Source organism: Micromonospora sp. CA-246542 (genome assembly GCF_050942905.1).
Lineage (GTDB): Bacteria > Actinomycetota > Actinomycetes > Mycobacteriales > Micromonosporaceae > Micromonospora.
Genome location: NZ_CP192040.1, coordinates 2816627 through 2837007, shown reverse-complemented (window position 1 = coordinate 2837007; position 20381 = coordinate 2816627). Strand labels below are relative to the sequence as shown.

General features: G+C 69.3%; 14 protein-coding genes. 5 read left to right on the top strand and 9 right to left on the bottom strand.

What is annotated here, in order from left to right:
• Positions 1-61 precede the first annotated feature (61 nt).
• From ACQP0N_RS13235 to ACQP0N_RS13195, 9 genes are all read right to left on the bottom strand, one after another.
• Positions 62-1357 (bottom strand): hypothetical protein, encoded by a 1296-nt coding sequence (locus ACQP0N_RS13235; RefSeq protein ID WP_433120345.1) that lies wholly within the window; start codon positions 1355-1357, stop codon positions 62-64.
• Between the two features lie 62 nt (positions 1358-1419).
• On the bottom strand, positions 1420-2277 hold the full coding sequence (locus ACQP0N_RS13230; RefSeq protein ID WP_433120343.1) for a hypothetical protein: 858 nt from the start codon (positions 2275-2277) through the stop codon (positions 1420-1422).
• 25 nt (positions 2278-2302) lie between these two features.
• Positions 2303-7468: a caspase family protein gene (locus tag ACQP0N_RS13225; protein WP_433120341.1), complete on the bottom strand. Its 5166-nt coding sequence runs from the start codon at positions 7466-7468 to the stop codon at positions 2303-2305.
• A 444-nt stretch (positions 7469-7912) separates the two neighbouring features.
• Positions 7913-8788, bottom strand: coding sequence for a hypothetical protein (locus ACQP0N_RS13220; RefSeq protein WP_433120339.1), 876 nt, complete (start codon positions 8786-8788; stop codon positions 7913-7915).
• An 8-nt stretch (positions 8789-8796) separates the two neighbouring features.
• The gene (locus ACQP0N_RS13215; protein WP_433120337.1) at positions 8797-9771 is read right to left on the bottom strand and encodes an AAA family ATPase; all 975 of its coding nucleotides are present in this window, start codon (positions 9769-9771) and stop codon (positions 8797-8799) included.
• A gap of 2 nt (positions 9772-9773) precedes the next feature.
• Positions 9774-11801, bottom strand: a complete 2028-nt coding sequence (locus ACQP0N_RS13210; RefSeq protein WP_433120335.1) for a TIR-like protein FxsC — start codon at positions 11799-11801, stop codon at positions 9774-9776.
• A 194-nt stretch (positions 11802-11995) separates the two neighbouring features.
• The gene (locus ACQP0N_RS13205) at positions 11996-12508 is read right to left on the bottom strand and encodes a hypothetical protein (RefSeq protein WP_433120333.1); all 513 of its coding nucleotides are present in this window, start codon (positions 12506-12508) and stop codon (positions 11996-11998) included.
• A gap of 441 nt (positions 12509-12949) precedes the next feature.
• The gene (locus tag ACQP0N_RS13200; RefSeq protein WP_433120331.1) at positions 12950-13633 is read right to left on the bottom strand and encodes a hypothetical protein; all 684 of its coding nucleotides are present in this window, start codon (positions 13631-13633) and stop codon (positions 12950-12952) included.
• Positions 13634-13754: 121 nt separating this feature from the next.
• Positions 13755-15398, bottom strand: a complete 1644-nt coding sequence (locus tag ACQP0N_RS13195) for a lectin (RefSeq protein WP_433120329.1) — start codon at positions 15396-15398, stop codon at positions 13755-13757.
• 509 nt (positions 15399-15907) lie between these two features.
• Here ACQP0N_RS13195 and ACQP0N_RS13190 point away from each other — a divergent pair.
• Genes ACQP0N_RS13190 through ACQP0N_RS13170 form a run of 5 tightly spaced genes read left to right on the top strand, consistent with a single transcriptional unit; the run spans position 15908 to position 20365 of the window.
• Positions 15908-16420 carry a flavin reductase family protein gene (locus ACQP0N_RS13190; protein ID WP_433120327.1) on the top strand — a complete coding sequence of 171 codons (513 nt, stop codon included), beginning with the start codon at positions 15908-15910 and terminating at the stop codon, positions 16418-16420.
• Positions 16421-17485: an ABC transporter substrate-binding protein gene (locus ACQP0N_RS13185; RefSeq protein ID WP_433120325.1), complete on the top strand. Its 1065-nt coding sequence runs from the start codon at positions 16421-16423 to the stop codon at positions 17483-17485.
• Positions 17482-18318: an ABC transporter permease gene (locus tag ACQP0N_RS13180; protein WP_433120323.1), complete on the top strand. Its 837-nt coding sequence runs from the start codon at positions 17482-17484 to the stop codon at positions 18316-18318. Before ACQP0N_RS13185 ends, ACQP0N_RS13180 begins: the two co-directional genes overlap by 4 nt.
• Positions 18294-19031 (top strand): ABC transporter ATP-binding protein, encoded by a 738-nt coding sequence (locus ACQP0N_RS13175; RefSeq protein WP_433120321.1) that lies wholly within the window; start codon positions 18294-18296, stop codon positions 19029-19031. Before ACQP0N_RS13180 ends, ACQP0N_RS13175 begins: the two co-directional genes overlap by 25 nt.
• A 2-nt stretch (positions 19032-19033) precedes the next feature.
• Positions 19034-20365, top strand: a complete 1332-nt coding sequence (locus ACQP0N_RS13170) for an LLM class flavin-dependent oxidoreductase (protein ID WP_433120319.1) — start codon at positions 19034-19036, stop codon at positions 20363-20365.
• The last annotated feature ends 16 nt before the right edge of the window (positions 20366-20381 follow it).

Here is a 20381-nt window from a genome sequence, read left to right as displayed (position 1 = left end):
GGAGGCACTACCGCTCACTGGATAGGGCGGCGTGGGCCACGACCGGTGACCCGGGAGGCGGTCACTCCAGCGAGACCGACAGCATGCATCCGTCGGGTGATGTCACCACGTCGAGCCCTTGACCGTCGGCGGTCTCGGCATGCACGAGACGGTAGCCAGCTCCGTCACGCCCACGGCGGTGGTGCTCACGACGCGCGCTCAGGTCCCGGCCAGCAAACTCGTCGAGCGGCACCAGCAGTTCGTCGGCGACGCCCGTGCGTACCTGGAGCATCCGCTGACCAAGTGCGACCCGGGTGCTTTCGCACCTGAACGTCGCACCCTCCGCGTACACCGGCTCGAGCGTCTCGATCCTCGCGCGGGCCGACTGGGAATCGGCGAGGATCGTCTCTCTCGTCACCGACTGCCCGGCGAAGGTGTGCAGCCTCACCTGGTCCTCGATCAGAACCTCTCGGGCCGCATCCGCCGAGTCCACCGTAGCGAAGTAGGCCGCTTCGTCCTCAACCCCGTAACCCTCGTCGTCCTCGGTGAAGGTGCGATGCCGCCGTCCGGGCGTCGACGCCTCTCTCTTCCGAATGACAGCCACGGCATCCTGGCGCAAGGCGACGTCCGGCTCGCCGACCTCAACCGCGTAGGCGCAGATGCGGCGACCCCGGAATCCCGCGCCCACCACGATTCGGCGCGTGGGAACCCCGGGAATCCGACTCGGGACGAGCACCTGCTCCACTCCCCTGGCCAACTGCGAGATGGTCCTGCGGGTGCCAGACGTCGTACCTTTCGCTTCGACCACGACGACCTGCGACAACTGCTCACCTTCGTGGCAGTACCAGAAGTAGTCCGGCTTGTGTGACCGCAAGCCACTCATCGAGATTCCCAGAACGGGGTCGTAGGCGACGGCGTCCGCGTCGATGACCGATGCCGGCTCGCGGAGGATCAACTGTTCGACGACATCGGCGGCGATAGCGATTCCGAATTGTTCGGAGAGGATGGTTCGTTGGTGGAACCTCACCTGCTCGGTCAGATCAGACAGACACAGGTCTGGTCGCCCATCGGAGAAGGCCCAGAGGTATCGAAGGATCGCCCAACGACTCGCGCTTCGCAGCGCCGTCAAGCCGGCCATGCCGGCAGCTCCGGCGGTCGCGAGACCGGGCAGGGCGCTGGTGGTCTTGCCGAGGGCGAGCAGGACCTCGATGGGCCGGACACCGTCCCGCCGCGTCAGGGGCAGCAGCTCAGGCACCGGTCGGACGTCGGCTTCCGACCGCATCGAGCTGGAAGACAACTCTTTGCGCACCAGATCGACAAGTTCCCACGTCGATACGACCTCGTACGCGCCTGGCTTCGTCAGTGTCTCAGGCAGCAACGGTCAATCCCTCCGATCACGGTGCCTTGTTTGGCGACCTTGAGGTGCTTGGCGCGCCCAACTCAGGGCAGGGGTTCGAGCGCTGCCCGCACGGCAGCGCCGGTTTCCCGGGCTGTCAGGTAAGGGCGAGCATCGTGGGCCTTGACCCCGTTGTGTACGGCCACATCTGTCAGCGCTCCGCCTCGGAAGACCGGGGCCAGGGCCTTCACCAGCGCGACGACATCCCCTCGATCGGCGATGTTGGTCCAGCTCCTGACCTGACCTGGCCACTGACCGGCCCCCGCCTGCGGCGCTGGCACCAACCGATCGAAGATCATCCCGCGGATGCCAAGAGGTGAGCCGAGAGTGATCAGTGCTGGGGGGTGGGTGGTGGTGGCCGCGTGGAGCGCCTCGTACGCCACCACAGAACCGAGCGAGTGGGCCACCACCAGCCGGGTGTCCTCAGTCAGCGCGTCGCGTACGCGCCGGCGGATCCGTTGCCGGAGGTCGTCCTCGGTCAGATAGCGGCGGACCTGTCGCAACGCACCGACGAGCAGGTGATCGGCGAGGCCGGTGAAGAACCGTGAGTGGCTCAACGCGTCGAGCGCCCGTTGGATCACGAACGGGGTACGCAGGCGGGTGGTGGCGGCCGGACCGGTGACGCCGGGGTCGATCCGGGCCGCCTCCGCCCACCAGGTCAACAGCAACTCCTGGTCGAGCGGGTCCGTGACGTCCGCGGCGGTCAACGGTGGCTCGCCCAGGGTCCGGGTACCGGCCCGCCGGAAGACATCACCGTAGAAGGCCATCGTCACCTGCTCCGACGCCAACGTGCCGCCGGCGAGGGTCAGCCCGTCCCGAAGCGCGGGCAACCACTGCGCCAGCAGCGTTTCCGGGCCCATGGTCTGTTGGGCCACGCCGTGGACCAGGACGACACGCGCCATTCGCAACCTGCTTCCGTCGAGTGGGTCAGATCCGGAGCGTGAACGTCGCCAGGCCGGAGTTCGTGCCCACGCAGAGCAGCCCGTCGGGCGCGATGGCGATCTGGCTGACGTACGTCTCCAGGTTGAGTTCGGTCAGCAGCGTCTGGTCACGGAGCCGCCAGATCCGGACCGTTCCGTCCGCGCTGGCGACGCCAAGCAGGTCGGTTGCGCCGACCGACCCGGTGGTCAGGCAGGTGATCCCCAACGCGTGACCCGTGAGCGGATGCGTGACCGGCTGCTGGGTCTCCACGTCCCAGCAGCGCAGCGTGCCCTCGTCGTCGCCGGTGACCACGACCGGTCGGTCGCCGGCCCGGGCGAACGCGACCGCGCGGGCGCGGCCGTCGTGACCGGTGAGCGCGGTCCCGTACGGGGTGAAGTCGTCGAGCCGCCACAGCCGGGCGGTCGCGTCGTGGGAGCCGCTGACCGCCAGCGACCCGTCGTCGGAAACCGCGACCGCGATGATCTCGGCAGTGTGGCCGGCCAACTCCGCCAGCAGGCTACGGGTCGCCAGGTCCCACACCCGGGGTGTCGCCACCTCCGAGCCGGTGATGACGATCGTCCGGCCGTCCCGCCGGGTGGTGGCCAACGTCCCAACACCGCCGTACGGCTCGGACGACGGATCGAAGATCTGCCCGATCTCCTGCCGCCGGTCGAGGTCCACAATCCGGACGGTGTGGTCCTGACAGGCGGCGAGCAGCAGAACCGTGCCGTCGGCCTCGGTCGCGGCCGCGACGCACTTGACCCAGCTCGCAAAGGGGATCCGGGAGGTGACGGTGGGCTCGGGCGCTAGGTCGTGAACGCGGAGCATGTCCTCGAGGCCGACGATCAACCTCGCCGTCCCGCCGGCTACCGTCACCGCCAGGCCTCTGACCCCGGGGTAGTACTCCACAAGCGGATCGCCGATCTGGGTGCCGGAGGTGACGTCCCAGAGTCGGGCCGACGTCGAATCGGCGGTCATCGCGACCGGCCGCCCGTTCATCTGGGCGAGCGCCACGTGCCACAGGAAGTTCCCCCGCAGGGGAGCCGTGAGAGCGACCCCGTCGCGGAGGTCCCAGACCCGGGCCGACCCGTCGTAGCTGGCCGTGAGCGCGATCGGCTGGTCGCATGACGCGTCGACGACGGCGCTGCGGACCCGCCCCGTGTGTCCCCGTAGCACGGGGGTGACCGGCCGGTCCCGCAGCAGGTCCCAGCCGGCCAGACTGTGGTCCGGCGACTGCCGCAACGCCACCGGACGGCCGTCCAGGCAGGCCAGGGCCACCGTGTGGCTCTTGCGGTCCTTCGGGCTGCGCAACAGTAGCGGCTCCCGGGTCTCCAGGTCCCAGATGGAGACCCGACCCAGGGCCGAGCCCGCCATGATCACGAATCGATTCTCGACGATGCCGGCGACGAGGATGTCCACGTCGTCGTTGTGCCCGGTCAGCGGCGGGCCGGCGGCGGCGTGGGTGACCAGGTCCCAGCACCGGACCGTCCCGTCCTCACTGCCGGACAACAGCAGACGTCGCTCGCCGCTGCGCAGGATTCGCAGTGAGGAGACCCGGTTGGTGTGCCCGACCAGCGGGCTGCGAGGTTCCTGCGGCGGGTCGCCCACCCAGACCCGGATTACCCCCTCGCCGTCACCGGTGGCCAGGACCGGTTCGCCCGAACCGGCGGCCATCGCGACCGCGGTGACGCCTTTGGAGTGCCCGGTGAGGGGCGTACCCACCTCCGCCCCACTGTGCAGGCTCCAGACCCGGGCGCTGCCGTCGGAACTGCCGGTGACCAGATACGGAAGCACGCCGTCGGCGTCCAGCGCGTATGCCTCGACCGACCTGACATGACCACCGTGCGGCCGGTCGGCCGCAAGGTCCCAGACGCGCACGGTGCGGTCGTCACCCCCGGTCACCGCCACCGGCCGCCCGTTCACCACGCCGAAGGCGGCCGCCCGCACCCGGTCGGTGTGCCCGGTCAGCGGCTGGTCCAGCTGCTGCCGGCTGCGCAGGTCCCACAGCCGGACCAGGCCGTCGTTGCCGCCGCTGATGGCGATCGGGCGGACCGTGTCGCTGTCGATGGCGACCGACCAGACGCCGCCACGGTGGGCCGGCATCGGCTCCCCCAACTGGCGACCGGACGCCAGGTCCCACAGCACCATGGCCTCGTCCAGGCTGCCGGTGAGCAGGACGATCCGCTCGTCCAGCCGGACCAGCCCGATAGTCAAGATCGCACTGGTGTGGCCGCTCAGCGGGTCGCCCACCTGCTCCGCGGTGGTGGTGTCCCAGATCCGAACCTGGCCGTCCGCTCCCCCGGTGATGGCCACCGGCCAGTCCGGCATATCGGCCAGCGCCACCGCCTGGACACCACCGTGGTGGCCGGTGATCGGACGGCCGAGCTGGCGCCAGAGCCGCAGGTCCCACAGCCGCGCCGAGCCGTCACGGCTGCCGGTGAGCGCCACCGGGCGCTCCTGGATTTCGCCCACCGCGATCGACGTCACGCCGTTGGTGTGCCCGCGCAGGGTCGTCGGGATCTCCTGGCCGGTCGACAGGTCGCAGATCCGCACGGTGCCGTCCTCCGTGCCGAGCAGGGCGAGCGAGTAGTCGTCCACTTCCACCAGGGCGATCGCGGTGATCCCGTCGGTGCCCTCCGGCCCACCCTCCAGGGGCGAGCCGATCTGTTGATTGATCGTCAGGTCCCAGACCCGGACCGAGCCCCGATCGTCGCCGCTGACCGCGATCGGGCGACCGTCGAGTTCGCCGACCGCGACCGCTGTCACCCATCCCTCATGCCCGAGCAGGCGCCGATGCGCACCCGTTTTCGACCACTCCGCCCACCGGGTGGTCCAGGGCAGCGCCAGGCCCAACCGATCGATGTCCTCGGCCAGTCCACCGGCCTCGCAGCGGCGGGCCGACAGTTGCAGGTACGCGGCTCGCTGGGCGAGGTCACCCCGGTCGATCCGGTGCGCCACCTGCTCGTATGCGGTGCGAATACGCCGCGCGGTGTCCGAGTGCACCAGGGTGAGCGCGCTGAGCAACGCGGATTGGTCGGCCGCGAGCAGGAATCCCGGATCGTGGGCCAGCTCGTCGATCCGCTCCGCCGCCGCCGCGTGGGTGGCCAGATTGAGTCGCAGGTAGGGGTGGGTCTCGAACCAGCTCGGCTGTCCCGAGTCGTGCCACGGCACCTCTGCCAGCAGCGCCGCCACAATCCGCTGCTGCGCCTGCACCGCCGGCCGCCGCGGGTCCTGTCGCAGGTGCTCGGCGAGCGTCTGGTGGTAGAGCCGGTAGACCGAGCGGTCGTGCTCGACCACCTCGGCGATGTACGCACCGGCCGCGACCAGCAGCCAGTCAACGTCGTCCTCGGTGCACTCCCTGCCGGCAACGGCGGTCGCCAGCGCCGGCCACAGCCCGCGCGGCAGGCCCTGCCCCTCGGCGAAGGCGAGCGGGGTGAGCAGGCGGCGCACCCGGGTCTCGTCCGGGCCGAACCGGCTCAGGTAGTCGTCGAACGCCTCCCCGATCTCACTCGGCAGCCGACCTTCCCATCCGGGCACGCTGACGTCGACCGGTTCGGCGGCCAGTCGCAGGCTCCGTGCGGTCATCCGGGCCACCAGGTAGACGCCGGCGGCGCGCTCGCCCACTGCTCGCGCCACCGCCTCGGCCAGGTCGGGGCGGTCCCGGTACGGGGTGTCCAGGTCCGGCTCGTCCGGCGCGATGAGCATCTTGACCACGTACCGGGAGATATCCGAGGGGCCGAGCAGGTCCGGGTCGTCGAGGTCGATCGTCCGCATCGCCGGCCCGAGACTGCGGACGAGTTCCCGACGGCTGCCCACCAGCAGGTGCACCCCGTGGATCTCGGAAAGTGGGCGCAGCAGTTCCCGTGCGATCCGCCGGGGTTCACCACGTCCACCGGTGTCGGTGGCGGTGCCGCTGCCCGCCTCGTCCAGGGCGTCGACCACGATTACCGTCTTGACGCCGGCCTGCGCCCGACGGCTGATCGCCCGGAGCAACTCGCCGGTGCCGTCGGCCTCCACCCCGAGCCCGGAGGCGATCCGGGCGACGAGTTCCTCCTGCCGCTTGTGGCGGGCGTGCACCGCCACGTCCACGGTCCCCACCGGTACGACGGTGGCCGGGTCGACGTCGGCCACGTCGAGTCCCGCACGGTAGTCCCGGTCGGAGAGCGCGACCACGCGGCTGAGCACGGAGGACTTGCCACAGCCGGGCTTGCCGGTGACCACCCGGCCCTTGCCGTCCCCGCCAGGCGTGCTGAACCAGGTGATCAGTTGCGCCAGCGCAGCGTCGCGCCCGCTGAAATAGGTGCCCTGTTCCGACTCGAAGTCCACGCCACGGGAACGCGGCCCGAAGTGCTCCACCAGGTCCCGCTTGGCGGCCAGACGCTGCATCTCCAGGTCGGTGCCCTGCGGCGGCAGGTCAGCCCGATAGCCAAGATTGGGCAGGAACGGGGCGACGCCGGTGCTCAACCCGGAGGTGAGTTCGGCCCGCTGCGGGCTGTCGCCCTGCCGGAAGGTGGCGTTGAGTTCCGCGACCAGGTCGTGCAGGTCCAGGAACTCCTGACGCTGGCCAGTTCGCGCCGTCACCGCCTCGACCGCGGCCGGGAGCGCTGCCACCATCGTTCCGTCTCCGGCCTCGTCCCGGCTCCTGGCGGAGGAGAGGAACCACATGCCGGTGATCGCGGCGTCGCCAGTCAGCCGGCGGGACAACGTCTGCAGCGCCACCCGCGCAGCCTCGGCGCTGCCCGCGCCGCCGTAGCAAGTGTCCAGGATGAGCAGCAGATTGCGCAGACCGGTCCGGGTGAGGATCCGGACCAGGTCCTCGGTGGGTAACGCGCTGGCCGCGAGGTCCGCCTCGGTGCTGTCCCAGCAGAGGAGGTAGTGGCGGTCGTCGACCAGACCGTGGCCGGCGTAGTAGACGGCGACGATGTCGTCGTCCCCGATACCGGCGTCCTGGCACCAGTGCGACATGACCCGGCGGACATGGTCGGCCGTCGCGTACTCGCCGAGACCCGCCAGCGCACGACGGTATCCAAACCGCTCGAAGAGCGCCGCCACCGTCGCGGCATCTGCCTCCACCTGCGGTAGGTAGGCCGCGTCCGGAAGGTTGCGGTAACGGGCTGCGCCGATCGTGATGAGGTGTCGGCGCACGGGGGCAGCCGGGTGAGACTCGGGCATCGCCGTTCACCTCGTGTGATGGTCTGAACTCTGAGAGCACCGACCATATCGGATCGACGCCCGCACACTCATGGTGGAGAACGTCGATCATCCGACGACCTGATCGTGGAACCAGAGCTCGCAGCGGCGCTTCAGGACGGGTCTCCAGCCCACCCTGGGCTACCGCGAGCAGCAGCTGACTCCGACGGTGGCTCTGGCATGCTCATGCGGTGTCCAGCCCCTGACTCCGCCGAAGACCGGCCGCCGCAGGAACCATCTACGCCGGCAGCGCGCAGCGAAGTGACCACGCTTCTCGTCCTGCTTCTCGTCTCGGCCGCGCTCATCACGCTCTGTCTGTGTTACGGCGCTGCCTGGTTGTACAACTAGCCTTTGGCAGGCACGGCCGACGGTCAGGGACCACAGCTCAGACATCGCCCCCGCGATGGAACGACGTCCCCACGACGATCAGCTCCGCCGGCCACGCCAGAGTCGGTGCCTGGCACCGGCGGACAGCGGATGGCCCCGGGCAGCCAGGGAGCGTCGCGGCAGGCTCCGGCGGCCCGGTTGTGGGTTCGGTTCCCCGGGGTGCCGTGCTGCCTCGGCCAGTTCGGTGCCGGTCTCCCTGACGGCCGCGCTCAGGCTCGCCAACCTCGAATTGATCTGTCGTAGCTGTTCCGCGAACGTGCCGGTCGTGGTCTGTCCTATCCACGTGTCCCGCATCGGCGCGAGGTCGATGTCGTACGTGAGTTCCGGGGCGGGACCGAACGGTCCGTCGGCCCGGACCGTGAAGGTGAACTCGTTGGTGACACCGGGCTTGAAGCGCCGTTGCCCGATATCGAAGAAGAATTCCATCCGATGACCCGGCGGCATCGTCTTCACTCCCCTGGTGATGACGTGCCACTCGTGGATGGCGGCCCGCCCCTCGTCGTCGAGGGAGGTGGCTATCGGATCCGCCAGGTCGATGCGGACGTTGCGGGCGATCGACGGGCCGATGTTCTCGATCGTCAGCATCAGGACGCTACGGTCGTTCGGAGCCGGCCCGATGTCCACCACCACCATCGGTTGCAGGGACTCCTCCTGCGCCTGCCGGGTCGCACGCTGGGCGGCATCGGTCTGGGCGAGCTGCTGGAGCAGCAGTTCGATCTGGCGTCGCCCCAGTTCGGTCTGCTCCCGCGCCGATTCCGACTGCGAACGGGCCGCCTCGGCCGACGCCCTGGCCGCCTGCGCGGAACGCCAACTGTAGAAGAGACCCAGCAGCGCCAACAGCGCCACCGCCGTCGACAGCCGGTCCACCGTGAGCCAGCGCACGGCCTCCCCGACGGCGTCAGCGACGTCTCGCACGCCAGACCCTAGTCGTCCGACGCGTACGAGACGGCGATGTCGCGAGCTCCGTCGCCCACGTCATGCTGGGCCATCCAGTCGAAGAAAAGCCGCGGTCCGCGACACAGTCGCGCACCGTCGAGTCGGAGGACACCGACACACCGGGCGAACCGCGCCGCTCGCCGATACCGCGACCAGGGCGGTTTTCCGAGGTCGGCGCGGGGCAGACCGGCTTCGGGAAACTTGCGGACCAGCGCCATGCCATCGACGCCGACCTGCTGCTGCCAGGCATGGAAGGTGGGCAGGCATCTGTCGGCGACGTTGTCTTCCGCCTCGTCGAGCGTCCGACCGTCCCACACCTCGGCGAGCAACCGGGTGGAGAGCCAGGCATGACCGCCGGCGAGCTCCATGACCCGGTCCAGGACGTCCGCGCCGGCGAGTTCCACCAACTCCGCCACCGCGGTGACATCGAGCGGATCGACGTAGCGCACCTCGGCGGTGTTGAGCGGCGGTGAACCTTTGTCGTCCGGGTCCCGGAACATGACGAGCACCGGGCCACCCACCAGCAGGATCGAGATGTCGCCGCGGAGATAGGTGTCGTCCAGCCAGCGGAGGAAGGAGTAGAAGCCCGGCCCCCAGCGCGCCTGGAGGAGGCGGTCTGCCTCGTCGATGACCAGGGCGACCGGCCGGAGGTCACCGAGCGCGCGCACGATCTCAGCACGGGTCGCCTGCCGGTAGGTGGTCTCCGGCCGTCGCTCCACCGCGCCGCGCAGCGCACCCAGCCCGGAGGCTTCGGTGGTGAGGTCCCAGCCGGCGGCGTCGGTCCAGACGAGGTTCCGGTCAAGCTCGCCACGTCGTAGTTGGCGCGCCAGGGTACTCTTTCCGGCCCGCCGTCCCCCGATGAGGAGAGTCGACTTTCCCTGCCGAAGGAGGGCCGAAACCTGCCGCAACTCGTCCTGACGCCCGACGAACAGGTCAGGTGAGAGCAGCGGGTTCTGGGGCATGGCTACCACCTCCCAGCTTCGTCGCGGTCGAGTATCCACTTCTCGAACAGTCCGATGCGGATCCGCTGGTCGGCGACGAGTCCCTGCCGTCGCAGCGTCGCCTCGGCCTGGCTGCGCTCGGCGGTGCGGTACGGGGGCGTGGAACCCGGTCGGGCCAACCCCTCCAGGACCTCCCGCTCCTGGGGCGTCAGGAAATCCCAGAGGTTGTTGCGCAGGACATACCCCACCGCGTCCGACTCTTCGAGGTAGTCGAGCCCGGCATCGAGATCCACGTCGGTCAGCAGCGTGGCGTCCCGCCGTTGACGGTACGACTCGGCGGCAATGGTGCGGGCGAGCGACGGATGGCCACCGCTGAGCCGGAACAGCCGCTCGGTGAAGCCGCTCGTGACCTCGAGGACGCCCATCTCGCGGGCCAGCGCATGGACCATCTCGGTGAGCGCCTCGGCGTCCAGGAGCGGCAGCGGAATTTCCTGGAAAAAGCTGAACAGTGGGTTCGTACCGGCCGGACCCAGATCGTTGACCCGGTTGGCCACGGGCCGCAGGTCCGCCCCGATCACCACCACCGTACGCCGGTCGCCCTGGGCCAGCAGGCGGAGCGCTCCGCTGGCGCGTACCCACCGGCGGCCCGCATCGAGCTCATTGGGCTCGGGAAACACGCGCTCGATCTCGTCGAGTACGACGGTGAGACGGATCGACCGTCCCAGGTGGTCGATCCGCGCGTGCAGTTGCCGTTCCAGCTCGCTGATGGTGGCGGGCGTCGATGTGGTGAACGGCCAGTCGACCTGCTCGAGCCGGCCCCACCGGTCGAACGCCTCGATCATCAGGCGCGACAACTCCGCGGGCCAGTCCTCGGTGTGGCGGTCGAAGCGTTGCAGGTCGACCATGCAGACGGGCTGGTCCACCAGATGTTGGCGCAGGATGTTGAGCAGGCTGGTCTTGCCGACCTTACGCAGACCGGTGATGAGCACATGTTCGTCACGCTTGATCGCGCCGCCGATGGTGTTCAGCAGGGCCTCGCGACCGAAGAGGAAACGCTCGTCGGTGAGGGCGTTCTTGGTGTCGAAGAGGTTGTCCTGGGTGCCGTAGCGGCGTTCGAGCTCATCGAGGAACGGCTTGGCCCGGCCGTCGGTGAGCGCGGCCCGGAGGGCGCGCAGTGGCACCGTCACCACCGGCTTGCCCTCGAGCCGCACCCGGTCGAGGCCGCGTTCCACGTCGCTCCGTAGCGCGTCAGCGTGCACGAGATAGCTGAGGCGGCCATGGCGTGCGTATTCGCCGAAGAGCGGAAGCCCGCTGGCCGCGGTCGTCGCGTCCGTGACCACCCAGACCGGACCGGGCGTGAACATGCCCGGCAATCGTGTCTCGTCCAACGGGCGACCAGCGGCGGTGAAGGCAGTCTGCACCACCGCCAGAGCGTCCCGGCCGGCGGGTGACCTGATAGGACTCTTGCGATCGGGTTGAAAGGCGTTCGGCGCCGAGGCGACGGAGAAGAGTTCGGTGTCGGGGACGAGGAACTCCCGGGCCGCCCTGACGATGCGGTACGCGAGCCTGGACACCAGTTCCAAATAGTCGTCATGGAGCCGCCGCAGCTGCATGAGCCGACGCACCCCGTCGCGCTCGAAGACGGGCTCAGGCATCAGGGTCGAGGGTCGGAACGGTCTGACGATCTCCGGTACCCGGTCGTCGTCGTGCGGGATCCACGGCAACACGACCAGAGTTCTCGACGACGCCTGCCAGAGCTGGTCCGGCACCTGCTGAAGACGCCTGCTGAAGACCGACCACTCTCTGCCGCACACGTCGCTCAGGTAGTAGCGTGGCGAGCTGAGGACGACGAACGTCCGGCAGGTGGAGAGCGCGGCGCTGAGCCGCTCGGACCAGGTCTCGCCTAGGGGGATAGCCCGGTCCACGAACCCGACCTCAGGGTCGCGGGGAAGACCCGCGATCAGGCGGACTTCCGCGTTCAGATCCTCGTAGAAGCGGTTGACGAGGGCGTCGTCGTCCCCCCGCGCATAGCTGAGGTAGAAGTACAGCACCGACGCTCCCTGATCGACGTGCCCTCACGGTATGGGGTCGACGCGAGAAAGTGGAGTGTTCGGCTCCGGGCAATCGGGGCAGCCTGCGTATGCGTTCCGCGATCGCCGCGTGGAGCCGGACCAGCACCCTCACCGCACCGCGGACAGCGTGCCCGGCTCGCGTCGCCATCCGTCCCCGACTCCGGCAGGGACGGCTAATGGCGATCATTTCCCACGGTACCGAAGTTGCTACCGCCGACGTAAATGCCAGGTGGCACAGGAGAAACTTCGGTCGCCTGCGGCCCGAGGGAAGGTGCCGGCTCAGTCACCACAGATCCTTGATCACGACCACTGAAGAGCCAGCCGATGGCGATACCCGCCAGGCCGCTGACCGGAGCTGCGAACTGGGCCACGCTGCCACCTTCGACATCCCTCAACACGCCCGCAAGAATCACGCCGAAAAGCGCAACGATGAGGAGGATAGCGACACCGAATCGCATGGTCTCCAATCTCGATCGATGCAAGAATGCCCGATTACGCAACGACGAAGTCGCGCTCGACTGCTGCTCCTGCTGCTCAAACGCTTGCCGGGTCCGCGCGTCCTCCATCGCGAATCTGATGGTGCGCTCCAGACTTTCCAGGAGCGGTAGATTGCCCTGCCTCGCCGCCTCCTCCGCAGCCTGCAGAAGGCGCTCCATCGCTTCGACTGATTTATCGGAATCGGCCACGACGTTGTCCTATCTGTCGGCAAGACCGGTGCCTGCGACGTGGATGGGAGAGCCAGGTTCTCATCGATCTCCGGGGCGACTTTGCGCAAGTTAACTTTGGACGAGTCGATTCGCGCGGTTCGGTCAGATGGCCGACAGCCTCCGCAGCGCCTCTGCCATCACCACCCGCCCGTCGACCCCGCCGCCACGTGCGCGCCGGGCGACGCCCGGAGGGGCGCTCCTTCGCGCGGTGTGCCCCCGGGTTAGCAACCCGAGAGGGGACCCGAAGGGTTCCGGAGCGCGGTCATGGTGGGCGAGGTGGTGGGGGTCTTTCGAGCCCGACCTGGATCACCGGGGGATGAGTAGACACCGCGCGCCCGGAGTATCAAGCAGCGACGTCGTTCTGCGAACGGGGTCACGGCGCAGTTGCGCGGGATCGCCGGCCCTGGCGTCGTGACGCCGTCACCAGTCCTGTCCCGCCTCGATGGACGTGTCGCCCGCCGACCGATATCCGTGGAAGCCACCGACCGCAGCGCCCAGCGTCAGGCCGAACAGCCCTCCGATCCACCCGTCCGGCCATCCGAGCAGCCAGACGATCAACAGGACGAGCGGGTAGGTCGGCAGCGCCATGAACACCAGCCACACCACTGGAACGATCACGAAAGCGCCTTTGCCCATCCCTTGGAACGCGAAGCCCAGGACCACCAACCCGATCTCCGTCTTGACCAGCAGTCCGACGATGGCGACGCTGACCGCCACGAGCACCCCCTGGACCAGGGCGTCCGTTGCGTTGGGAAAACGCTCCAGTAGCCAACCGCCTCCCGGGGTGTCCAGGACGGCGGCCAGCGGCATGGCGACGATTGCCATGAGCACCACCACCACCGCCACGCCGGCGACAGACCAGGCGACGCGCGAGACAGCGACGCCCAGGCCGCGTAGAACGCCCCGCTCGTGCGCGATCGCGACAACGACGGGCCCCAGTCCCAGAAAGTACGCGGCGAGCGTGGCGCCGACCCAGCCGATGTAGCCCGCGCCGCTGCCGAACACCCAACCGGCCACGCCACCAATGATCGACCCCCACACGGCGCCGACCAACTCCGTCAGGTCCCAATGACGGTTGACCATCGCTGTCGCTACTCGTCGCATCCGGGTCATCATGAATCGGGATGTCAACTGATACGAACCGGGGCATTACCGTTCGCGACAGTTGCGGCCAAGCCCCGGCATTTCCGCTGTTGCGGAACAGTCGCAGGCCAGGACCGCCGGCCTAGACGAGGTCGAAGGACTCCCACGGGCCGATCGCGGTGCGGTTCGCGATCAGCGCCCCGGCGCCGGCGTCCTCGGCGCATACGTACCTGCCGTTCGCGGCGCTGCGGAAACTGACGCTGCCGTCCGGGTTCGTCACCTTCGTGAACGTCTCCCAGCCGCCGATCGCGTCGCGGTCGGCCACCAACGCCGCCGCGCCGGCCTCCTCCGCGCAGACGTACTTGCCGGTCCTGCTGGATCGAAGGGCCACCAGACCGCCACCGGCGTCGACGACGGTGAACGTCTCCGACGCCGAGGTCAGCGAGGCGACCAACGGCGAGCCTCCGACGAAGCGGCCGTTGGCCCGGGACCGGATGCCGACGGCGGCGGGCGGGGTCGGCGTGGAGCCGAGCACCGGTGCGGTCGGGCGGGTTGGGGTCAACGCGATCGCGCCCTTGAGCATCCGACCACCGTCACCGCTGAGCCGCAGGTAGTAGTCCGCCGAGCACTTCGTGCCGTCCTCGTCCAACGGCAGGAACTTCGAGCCGACCGGGACGAACGCGGCCGTCTCGGCCGTCTTGGCGATCTGGTTGCCCTCGTTGTACTCGTCGAACATGGAGATGTAGATCGCCGGTGCGCCGGCCCTGATCATGTTGTAGAACTGCCGCCACATGAAGTCGCCGTGCGCACGCTGACGTTCCTGCAGGTCACCGGGCAGCACGCAGGGCTGGTAGTCGATGCCGTGCGCCACACAGTCCTGCACGTCGGGCAGCGTGACGTTCGTGTAGAACCAGTCCGACCCGGAGACGTCGCCGATCCGGCCCACCATCCACGGCGAGATCATGTCGTACGCGTGGTAGACGTCGGAGAAGCCGGACCGCGAGTCGCCGTTGCTGTCGCCGCTGCGCCAGTGCGTCGGCGTACCGCCCATGACGTACACGCCCTGCGCCTTGAACCAGTTGATGACGTCCAGGCAGACCGGGGCGCTCCACGGATGGTTGCTGTCGTTGAAGCCGAATCCCCAGATGCCGACGACGGGCTTGCCGTTCTGCCTCGCGTACGCCGGGGAGACCGTGTACGCCTTCATCTTGTTCGTCCAGTCGTCCTTGATCTGCTGCTGCATGTCCGTCCAGCCGCTGACGTCGTACATGATGTAGAACTTGCGGCCGAACTCCTCGGCCGCGTTGCGGACCTTGATCGTGACGGCGTCGCGGATCGGTCCCTCTCCGCCGACCGGGTTGAAGCGCTGTAGCGCGGCGGTGTCCAGCCCGTTCTCCCGCATCCAGCGGAAGTGCGTGTCCACGGTCTGCTGGTCATAGGACGAGAACAGCGACGCGGGCTGCCCGTTGCCCAGGTTCTGGTATCCGGTCTTGTACACCCGGTCGTAGTCGCGCACGTCCGGCCACGACTTGAGCGCCTCGTTGACGGGCGACGGGGTCTTCTGCCAGTCCTGACCGTAGTGCCACCAGCCCGACAACGGGCTTCCGTCGCCGGCCCCGGTGAACCACCCCTGGTAGCCGACGGTGATCTTTCCGACCACGTCGCCGGGCGGGCTGACCGCGGCAGCGGCGGGACTGGCCGTCAGGGCGTCGAGCGAGACGCCGGCGACGGTGGCCGCGGTGCCGGCCATCGCGGAGCCGAGCAGGGTACGGCGGGACAGCCTCATGACAGCGGCAACTTTCCTCAGGGGACGTTTCGCCCGGATCGCGGAGCTGAGGGTGATCCGGACGGGATGAGGTTAGTGAGCCGGTTTGCCGAGCATCAAGCGGAGCGGAAGAACTTCAAAGAACCTTAAGAGTACGAGGATTCCGGCCGCCCGTTCGTCGACGGCCGACCGCCGCGCCGGTCGATGGCCTCAATACACCACCGTACGTCCCAGCGCCTGAAATCCTACTTGACACATAGGAAATGTGGGATAGCGTCGTATCCGTGACCAGCCAACACACCCTGCTTCAGGGCACCGCCATCGCGGTGTCGCGGGGATGCTGCCGTGGCTGGACCGCCGCCTGCGGCTGCTGCCGCTGAGCCCGCGATCCCCTCTGTTTCCACTCGCGCCGCCGGCTCGACGACGACCGGCAGCCGATTCCTCGTACCGATCGACGGTTGCTCGCCGCCCTGGGTCCACGCGTACCCGTGACGGCGCGTAGCTGTCGTCGTCGACCCAGGAGGACAGCCATGACCGTCATCGCCGAACCCGTGACTCCGCTCGACGCGACCATGTTTCGTGCTCTTCTACGGCGGCACGCCGCCGGGGTCGCGGTGGTCACCGCCGCTGGCGAGCCACCGGTCGGGTTCACCGTCTCCTCGCTCACGTCGGTGTCGCTACGGCCGTCGTTGGTGTCGTTCTGCCTGGCCCGATCGTCGTCGAGCTGGCCGACTCTCGCCGACGCGGAGCACGTCGCGGTGCACCTGCTCGGTGCGGACCAGGAGGACGTCGCGCGGACCTTCGCGACGAGCGGCATCGACCGGTTCGCGGCCCATCCGGCGTGGCGGTACGGGCCGCACGGCGTGCCGCTGCTGGACGAGCCGGTCGCGTGGCTCCTGTGTCGCGTGACCCAACGGGTACCCGCGGGCGACCACACCATCGTGATCGCCGAACCGCTGACCGCCAGCCACCGCGACGGTGCGCCACTGCTCTACCACATGGGGCGCTACGCCGCCCTGCAACCAGCGACGAAGGAGTTGTAAGTGACCTCACCATCCCTCCTGGACCGTCGGGCCTTCCTGTCCGCGACCCTCGGCGCGGTCACACTGGGCCTGACCGCCTGCGCCGGCGACGACACACCCGTTGCGGCGTTGGCCGCGGGCGCTCCGCTGCCGCAGTCCGTGCCGAAGGGCACCAAGCTCGTCGTCGGCGACAAGGAGCACCAGAAGGCGATCGAGTTCTCCGGCGAGGCGGACAGGTTCAGCTTCGAGGTGGAGTGGGCCAACATCAGCGGCGGGCCGCAGACCCTGGAGGCGTTCCGCGCGAAGGCGCTGGACATCGGCTCGGTGGCGGACATCCCGCCGATCCACTCGCACTGGACGGGTATCCCGACGAAGATCGTGGCCTCGAAGTTCCGCCAGGACCCGCTCAACCACGCCATCTACCGGCTCGGCATCGCACCGGGCGTCACGGTCGCCACCCTCACCGACCTCGCCGGCAAGAAGATCGCGTACAGCCCGGGCCAGGCGCAGGGGGCACTGGTACTGCGGGTACTGCACAAGGCCGGCCTTGGCAAGAAGGACGTCAAGCTGGTCGAGCTGCCGAGCACGGGCGACGTCTACAACACCGCGCTCGCCAGCCGCCAGGTCGAGGTCGCGCCGATCGGCGGTGTCCAGATCAAGCGGTACGAGACCAAGTACACCCGGGACGGTGGCACGACGATCGCGCACGGCCTGCGCGACGACCCCGGTCACCTGTACGCGCCGGTCACCGTACTCGGGGATCCGGCGAAGGCCGCGGCGATCCGCGAGTACGTGCAGGCGTGGGCGCGGGCCTGGCGGTGGCGCGAGGCCAATCCGGATGAGTGGATCGAGCGGTATTACGTCAAGGACCAGGGCCTGACCGCCGACGACGGCAGGTGGCTGGTCGCGAACAGTGGCGTGGCCGACATCCCGGCGAGCTGGACCGAGGCCATCGCCCGGCACCAGGAGACCATCGACCTGCTGGCGAAGGAGACCGGCAACAAGCGCCTCACGGCCGAGGACCTGTACGACCGACGGTACGAATCGCTGGGCGCGCAGGCACTGACTGCCGGAGGTGCCCAGTGACCGCCTCGACCCTGGCCCGACCCCGGTCGGACGCCGCCGTTCGCGCCGGCCGGCCGCGACGCCGGCTCACGCCGCGCCGCCCCATCCCGTTCGGGGCGGCGATCGGCCCGACCCTGCTGCTGGCGGTGTGGGCGGCCGGCTCGGCAACCGGCTGGATCGACCCCCGCACCCTGTCCGCGCCCTGGACCGTGGTGACCACGGCAGGTGACCTCATCGCCGACGGCCGGTTGCAGGAAAACCTGGCCATCTCGGCTCAACGGGCGGGCCTGGGCCTCGCCATCGGCACGGCCGTCGGCACGGCGCTGGCCCTGCTCGCCGGTCTGAGCCGGTGGGGCGAGGCCATCCTCGACGGCCCGGTCCAGATCAAACGGGCCATCCCCGCCCTCGCACTGATTCCGCTACTCGTCCTCTGGTTCGGCATCGGCGAGCAGATGAAGGTCATCACCATCACGCTGGGTGTGTTCGTTCCCGTCTACATACATACCCACAACGGGCTGCGCACCATCGACAGCCGGTACGTCGAACTGGGCGAGTCGCTACGGCTGCGGCGCACCGCCTTCATCCGCTGGATCGTGCTGCCCGGCGCCCTGCCCGGCTTCCTGCTCGGCATGCGGTTCGCGGTCGTCGGGGCGTGGCTGTCCCTGGTGGTCGTCGAGCAGATCAACTCCACCAGCGGCATCGGCTACATGATGGAGCTGGCCCGCGAGTACGGCCAGACCGACGTGATCATCGTTGGACTCGTGCTGTACGGACTACTCGGGCTGCTGTCCGACGGCGCCGTCCGACTCGCGCAGAGGAGGGCGCTGTCGTGGCGACGCACGCTGGCGGACTGACCGCGTCTCGCGCCGTACGCGTGCACGGCCTGGCGCGAGGATTCGGGGACCGGGTGATCCTCGACGGATTCGACCTGGAGATCACCAGTGGCGAGTTCGTCGCGCTGCTGGGGCGCAGCGGCTCGGGCAAGAGCACCATGCTGCGCGCGCTCGCCGGCCTGGACGGCGACGCCACCGGCTCAGGCCTGATCGACGTACCGGAAAAATCATCTGTCGTCTTCCAGGACGCCCGGCTTCTGCCGTGGCAGCGCGTGCTGGACAACGTCGTCCTCGGCCTGCGCGGGCCGGACGCCACCGAACGCGGCCGTGCCGCGCTCGCCGAGGTCGGCCTCGCCGGCAGGGAACGGGCCTGGCCCAGTGAGCTGTCCGGCGGCGAGCAGCAACGCGTGGCGCTGGCCCGGGCGCTGGTGTCCGAACCGGACCTCCTGCTCGCCGATGAGCCGTTCGGCGCGCTGGACGCGCTGACCCGCCTGCGCATGCATGCCCTCCTGCGCGTGCTGCATGCCCGGCACCGACCCACGGTGCTGCTCGTGACCCACGACGTCGACGAAGCCATCACTCTCGCGGACCGCGTGCTGCTGCTGGACAGCGGGCGGATCGCCGTCGACCTCGCCATCGACCTGCCCGCCCCGAGGTCGTACCGACAGCCGCAGTTCCTCGCGTACCGCGAAACCCTGCTGCGGGCGCTCGGCGTCGACCAGACAGAAGGATGACCATGCTGCATCTCAACGCGTTCCTGATGGGCGTCGGCCACCACGAGGCCGCCTGGCGCCTGCCCGACAGCGACCCGTTCGCGCAGACCGACGTCGAACACTTCACGCGCCTGGCCCGGATTGCCGAACGCGGCAAGCTCGACTCGCTGTTCCTCGCCGACAGCCCGGTGCTCTGGAACAGCATCGGTCGACGGCCGGGCGGCACGTTGGAACCGACCGTGCTGCTCACCGCCCTGGCCGGAGCGACGAGCCGCATCGGGCTCATCGCGACGGCGTCGACGACGTACAACGAGCCGTTCAACCTGGCCCGCCGCTTCGCCTCGTTGGATCACGTCAGTGGCGGACGGGCGGGCTGGAACATCGTCACCACCGCCGGCGAGAAGGCGGCCCGGAACTTCAACCTGGACGACCTGCCGGCGCATCGGGACCGGTACGAGCGGGCAGCCGAGTTCATCGAGGTGTCCCAGAAACTCTGGGACAGCTGGGACGACGCCGCGCCGCTCGGCGACAAGGACGCCGGGCGGTGGGGCGACGACGAGCTGCTCTATCCGCCGGAGCACTCCGGGCGGTACTTCAAGGTTGCCGGCCCACTCAACGTCCCGCGCTCACCCCAGGGCTATCCACTGCTGGTGCAGGCCGGGTCGTCCGAGGACGGCAAGGACCTGGCCGCCCGCTACGCGGAGGCCGTCTTCACCGCCCAGCAGACACTCAGCGAGGCGCAGGCGTTCTACCGCGACCTCAAGCAGCGTGCCGCGCAGGTCGGCCGCGACCCGGACACCATCAAGATCCTGCCGGGCATCGTGCCGGCCATCGGGGCCACCGAGGCCGAGGCCCGCGCGCTGGAGGAGGAGTTGGACCGGTTGATCAAACCGGAGTACGCCCGGCAGCAGCTCGCCACGACGCTGCGGGTCGCCCCGGAAGACCTCGACCTGGACCGGGAACTCCCCGCCGACCTGCCGAGCGAGGACGAGATCGAGGGCGCGAAGAGCCGTTACACGCTGATCGTCACCCTGGCCCGGCGCGAACGCCTGACCGTCCGCCAACTCATCGGCCGGCTCGGCGGTGGGCGCGGGCACCGCACCTTCGCCGGCACGCCGGAGCAGGTCGCCGATGCCATCGAGCAGTGGTACCACGGCGGCGCGGCGGACGGATTCAACATCATGCCTCCCGTGCTGCCGTCCGGGTTGGAGACATTCGTCGACCACGTCGTGCCGATCCTGCAACGCCGCAAGCTGTTCCGCACCGAGTACACCGGGACCACCCTGCGCGAGCACTACGGGCTGACCCGACCGACAAACCAGTTCACGCGGCAACTCACCACCGCGTCCCGCTGACCCAGCGCGAAGGAGA

Bases quoted from the DNA above. Each gene is read 5' to 3' on its own strand.
- ACQP0N_RS13230 (WP_433120343.1), bottom strand. From the start codon at position 2,277: ATGGCGCGTGTCGTCCTGGTCCACGGCGTGGCCCAACAGACCATGGGC.
- ACQP0N_RS13225 (WP_433120341.1), bottom strand. From the start codon at position 7,468: ATGCCCGAGTCTCACCCGGCTGCCCCCGTGCGCCGACACCTCATCACG.
- ACQP0N_RS13190 (WP_433120327.1), top strand. From the start codon at position 15,908: ATGACCGTCATCGCCGAACCCGTGACTCCGCTCGACGCGACCATGTTT.
- ACQP0N_RS13215 (WP_433120337.1), bottom strand. From the start codon at position 9,771: ATGCCCCAGAACCCGCTGCTCTCACCTGACCTGTTCGTCGGGCGTCAG.
- ACQP0N_RS13195 (WP_433120329.1), bottom strand. From the start codon at position 15,398: ATGAGGCTGTCCCGCCGTACCCTGCTCGGCTCCGCGATGGCCGGCACC.
- ACQP0N_RS13170 (WP_433120319.1), top strand. From the start codon at position 19,034: ATGCTGCATCTCAACGCGTTCCTGATGGGCGTCGGCCACCACGAGGCC.
- ACQP0N_RS13200 (WP_433120331.1), bottom strand. From the start codon at position 13,633: ATGCGACGAGTAGCGACAGCGATGGTCAACCGTCATTGGGACCTGACG.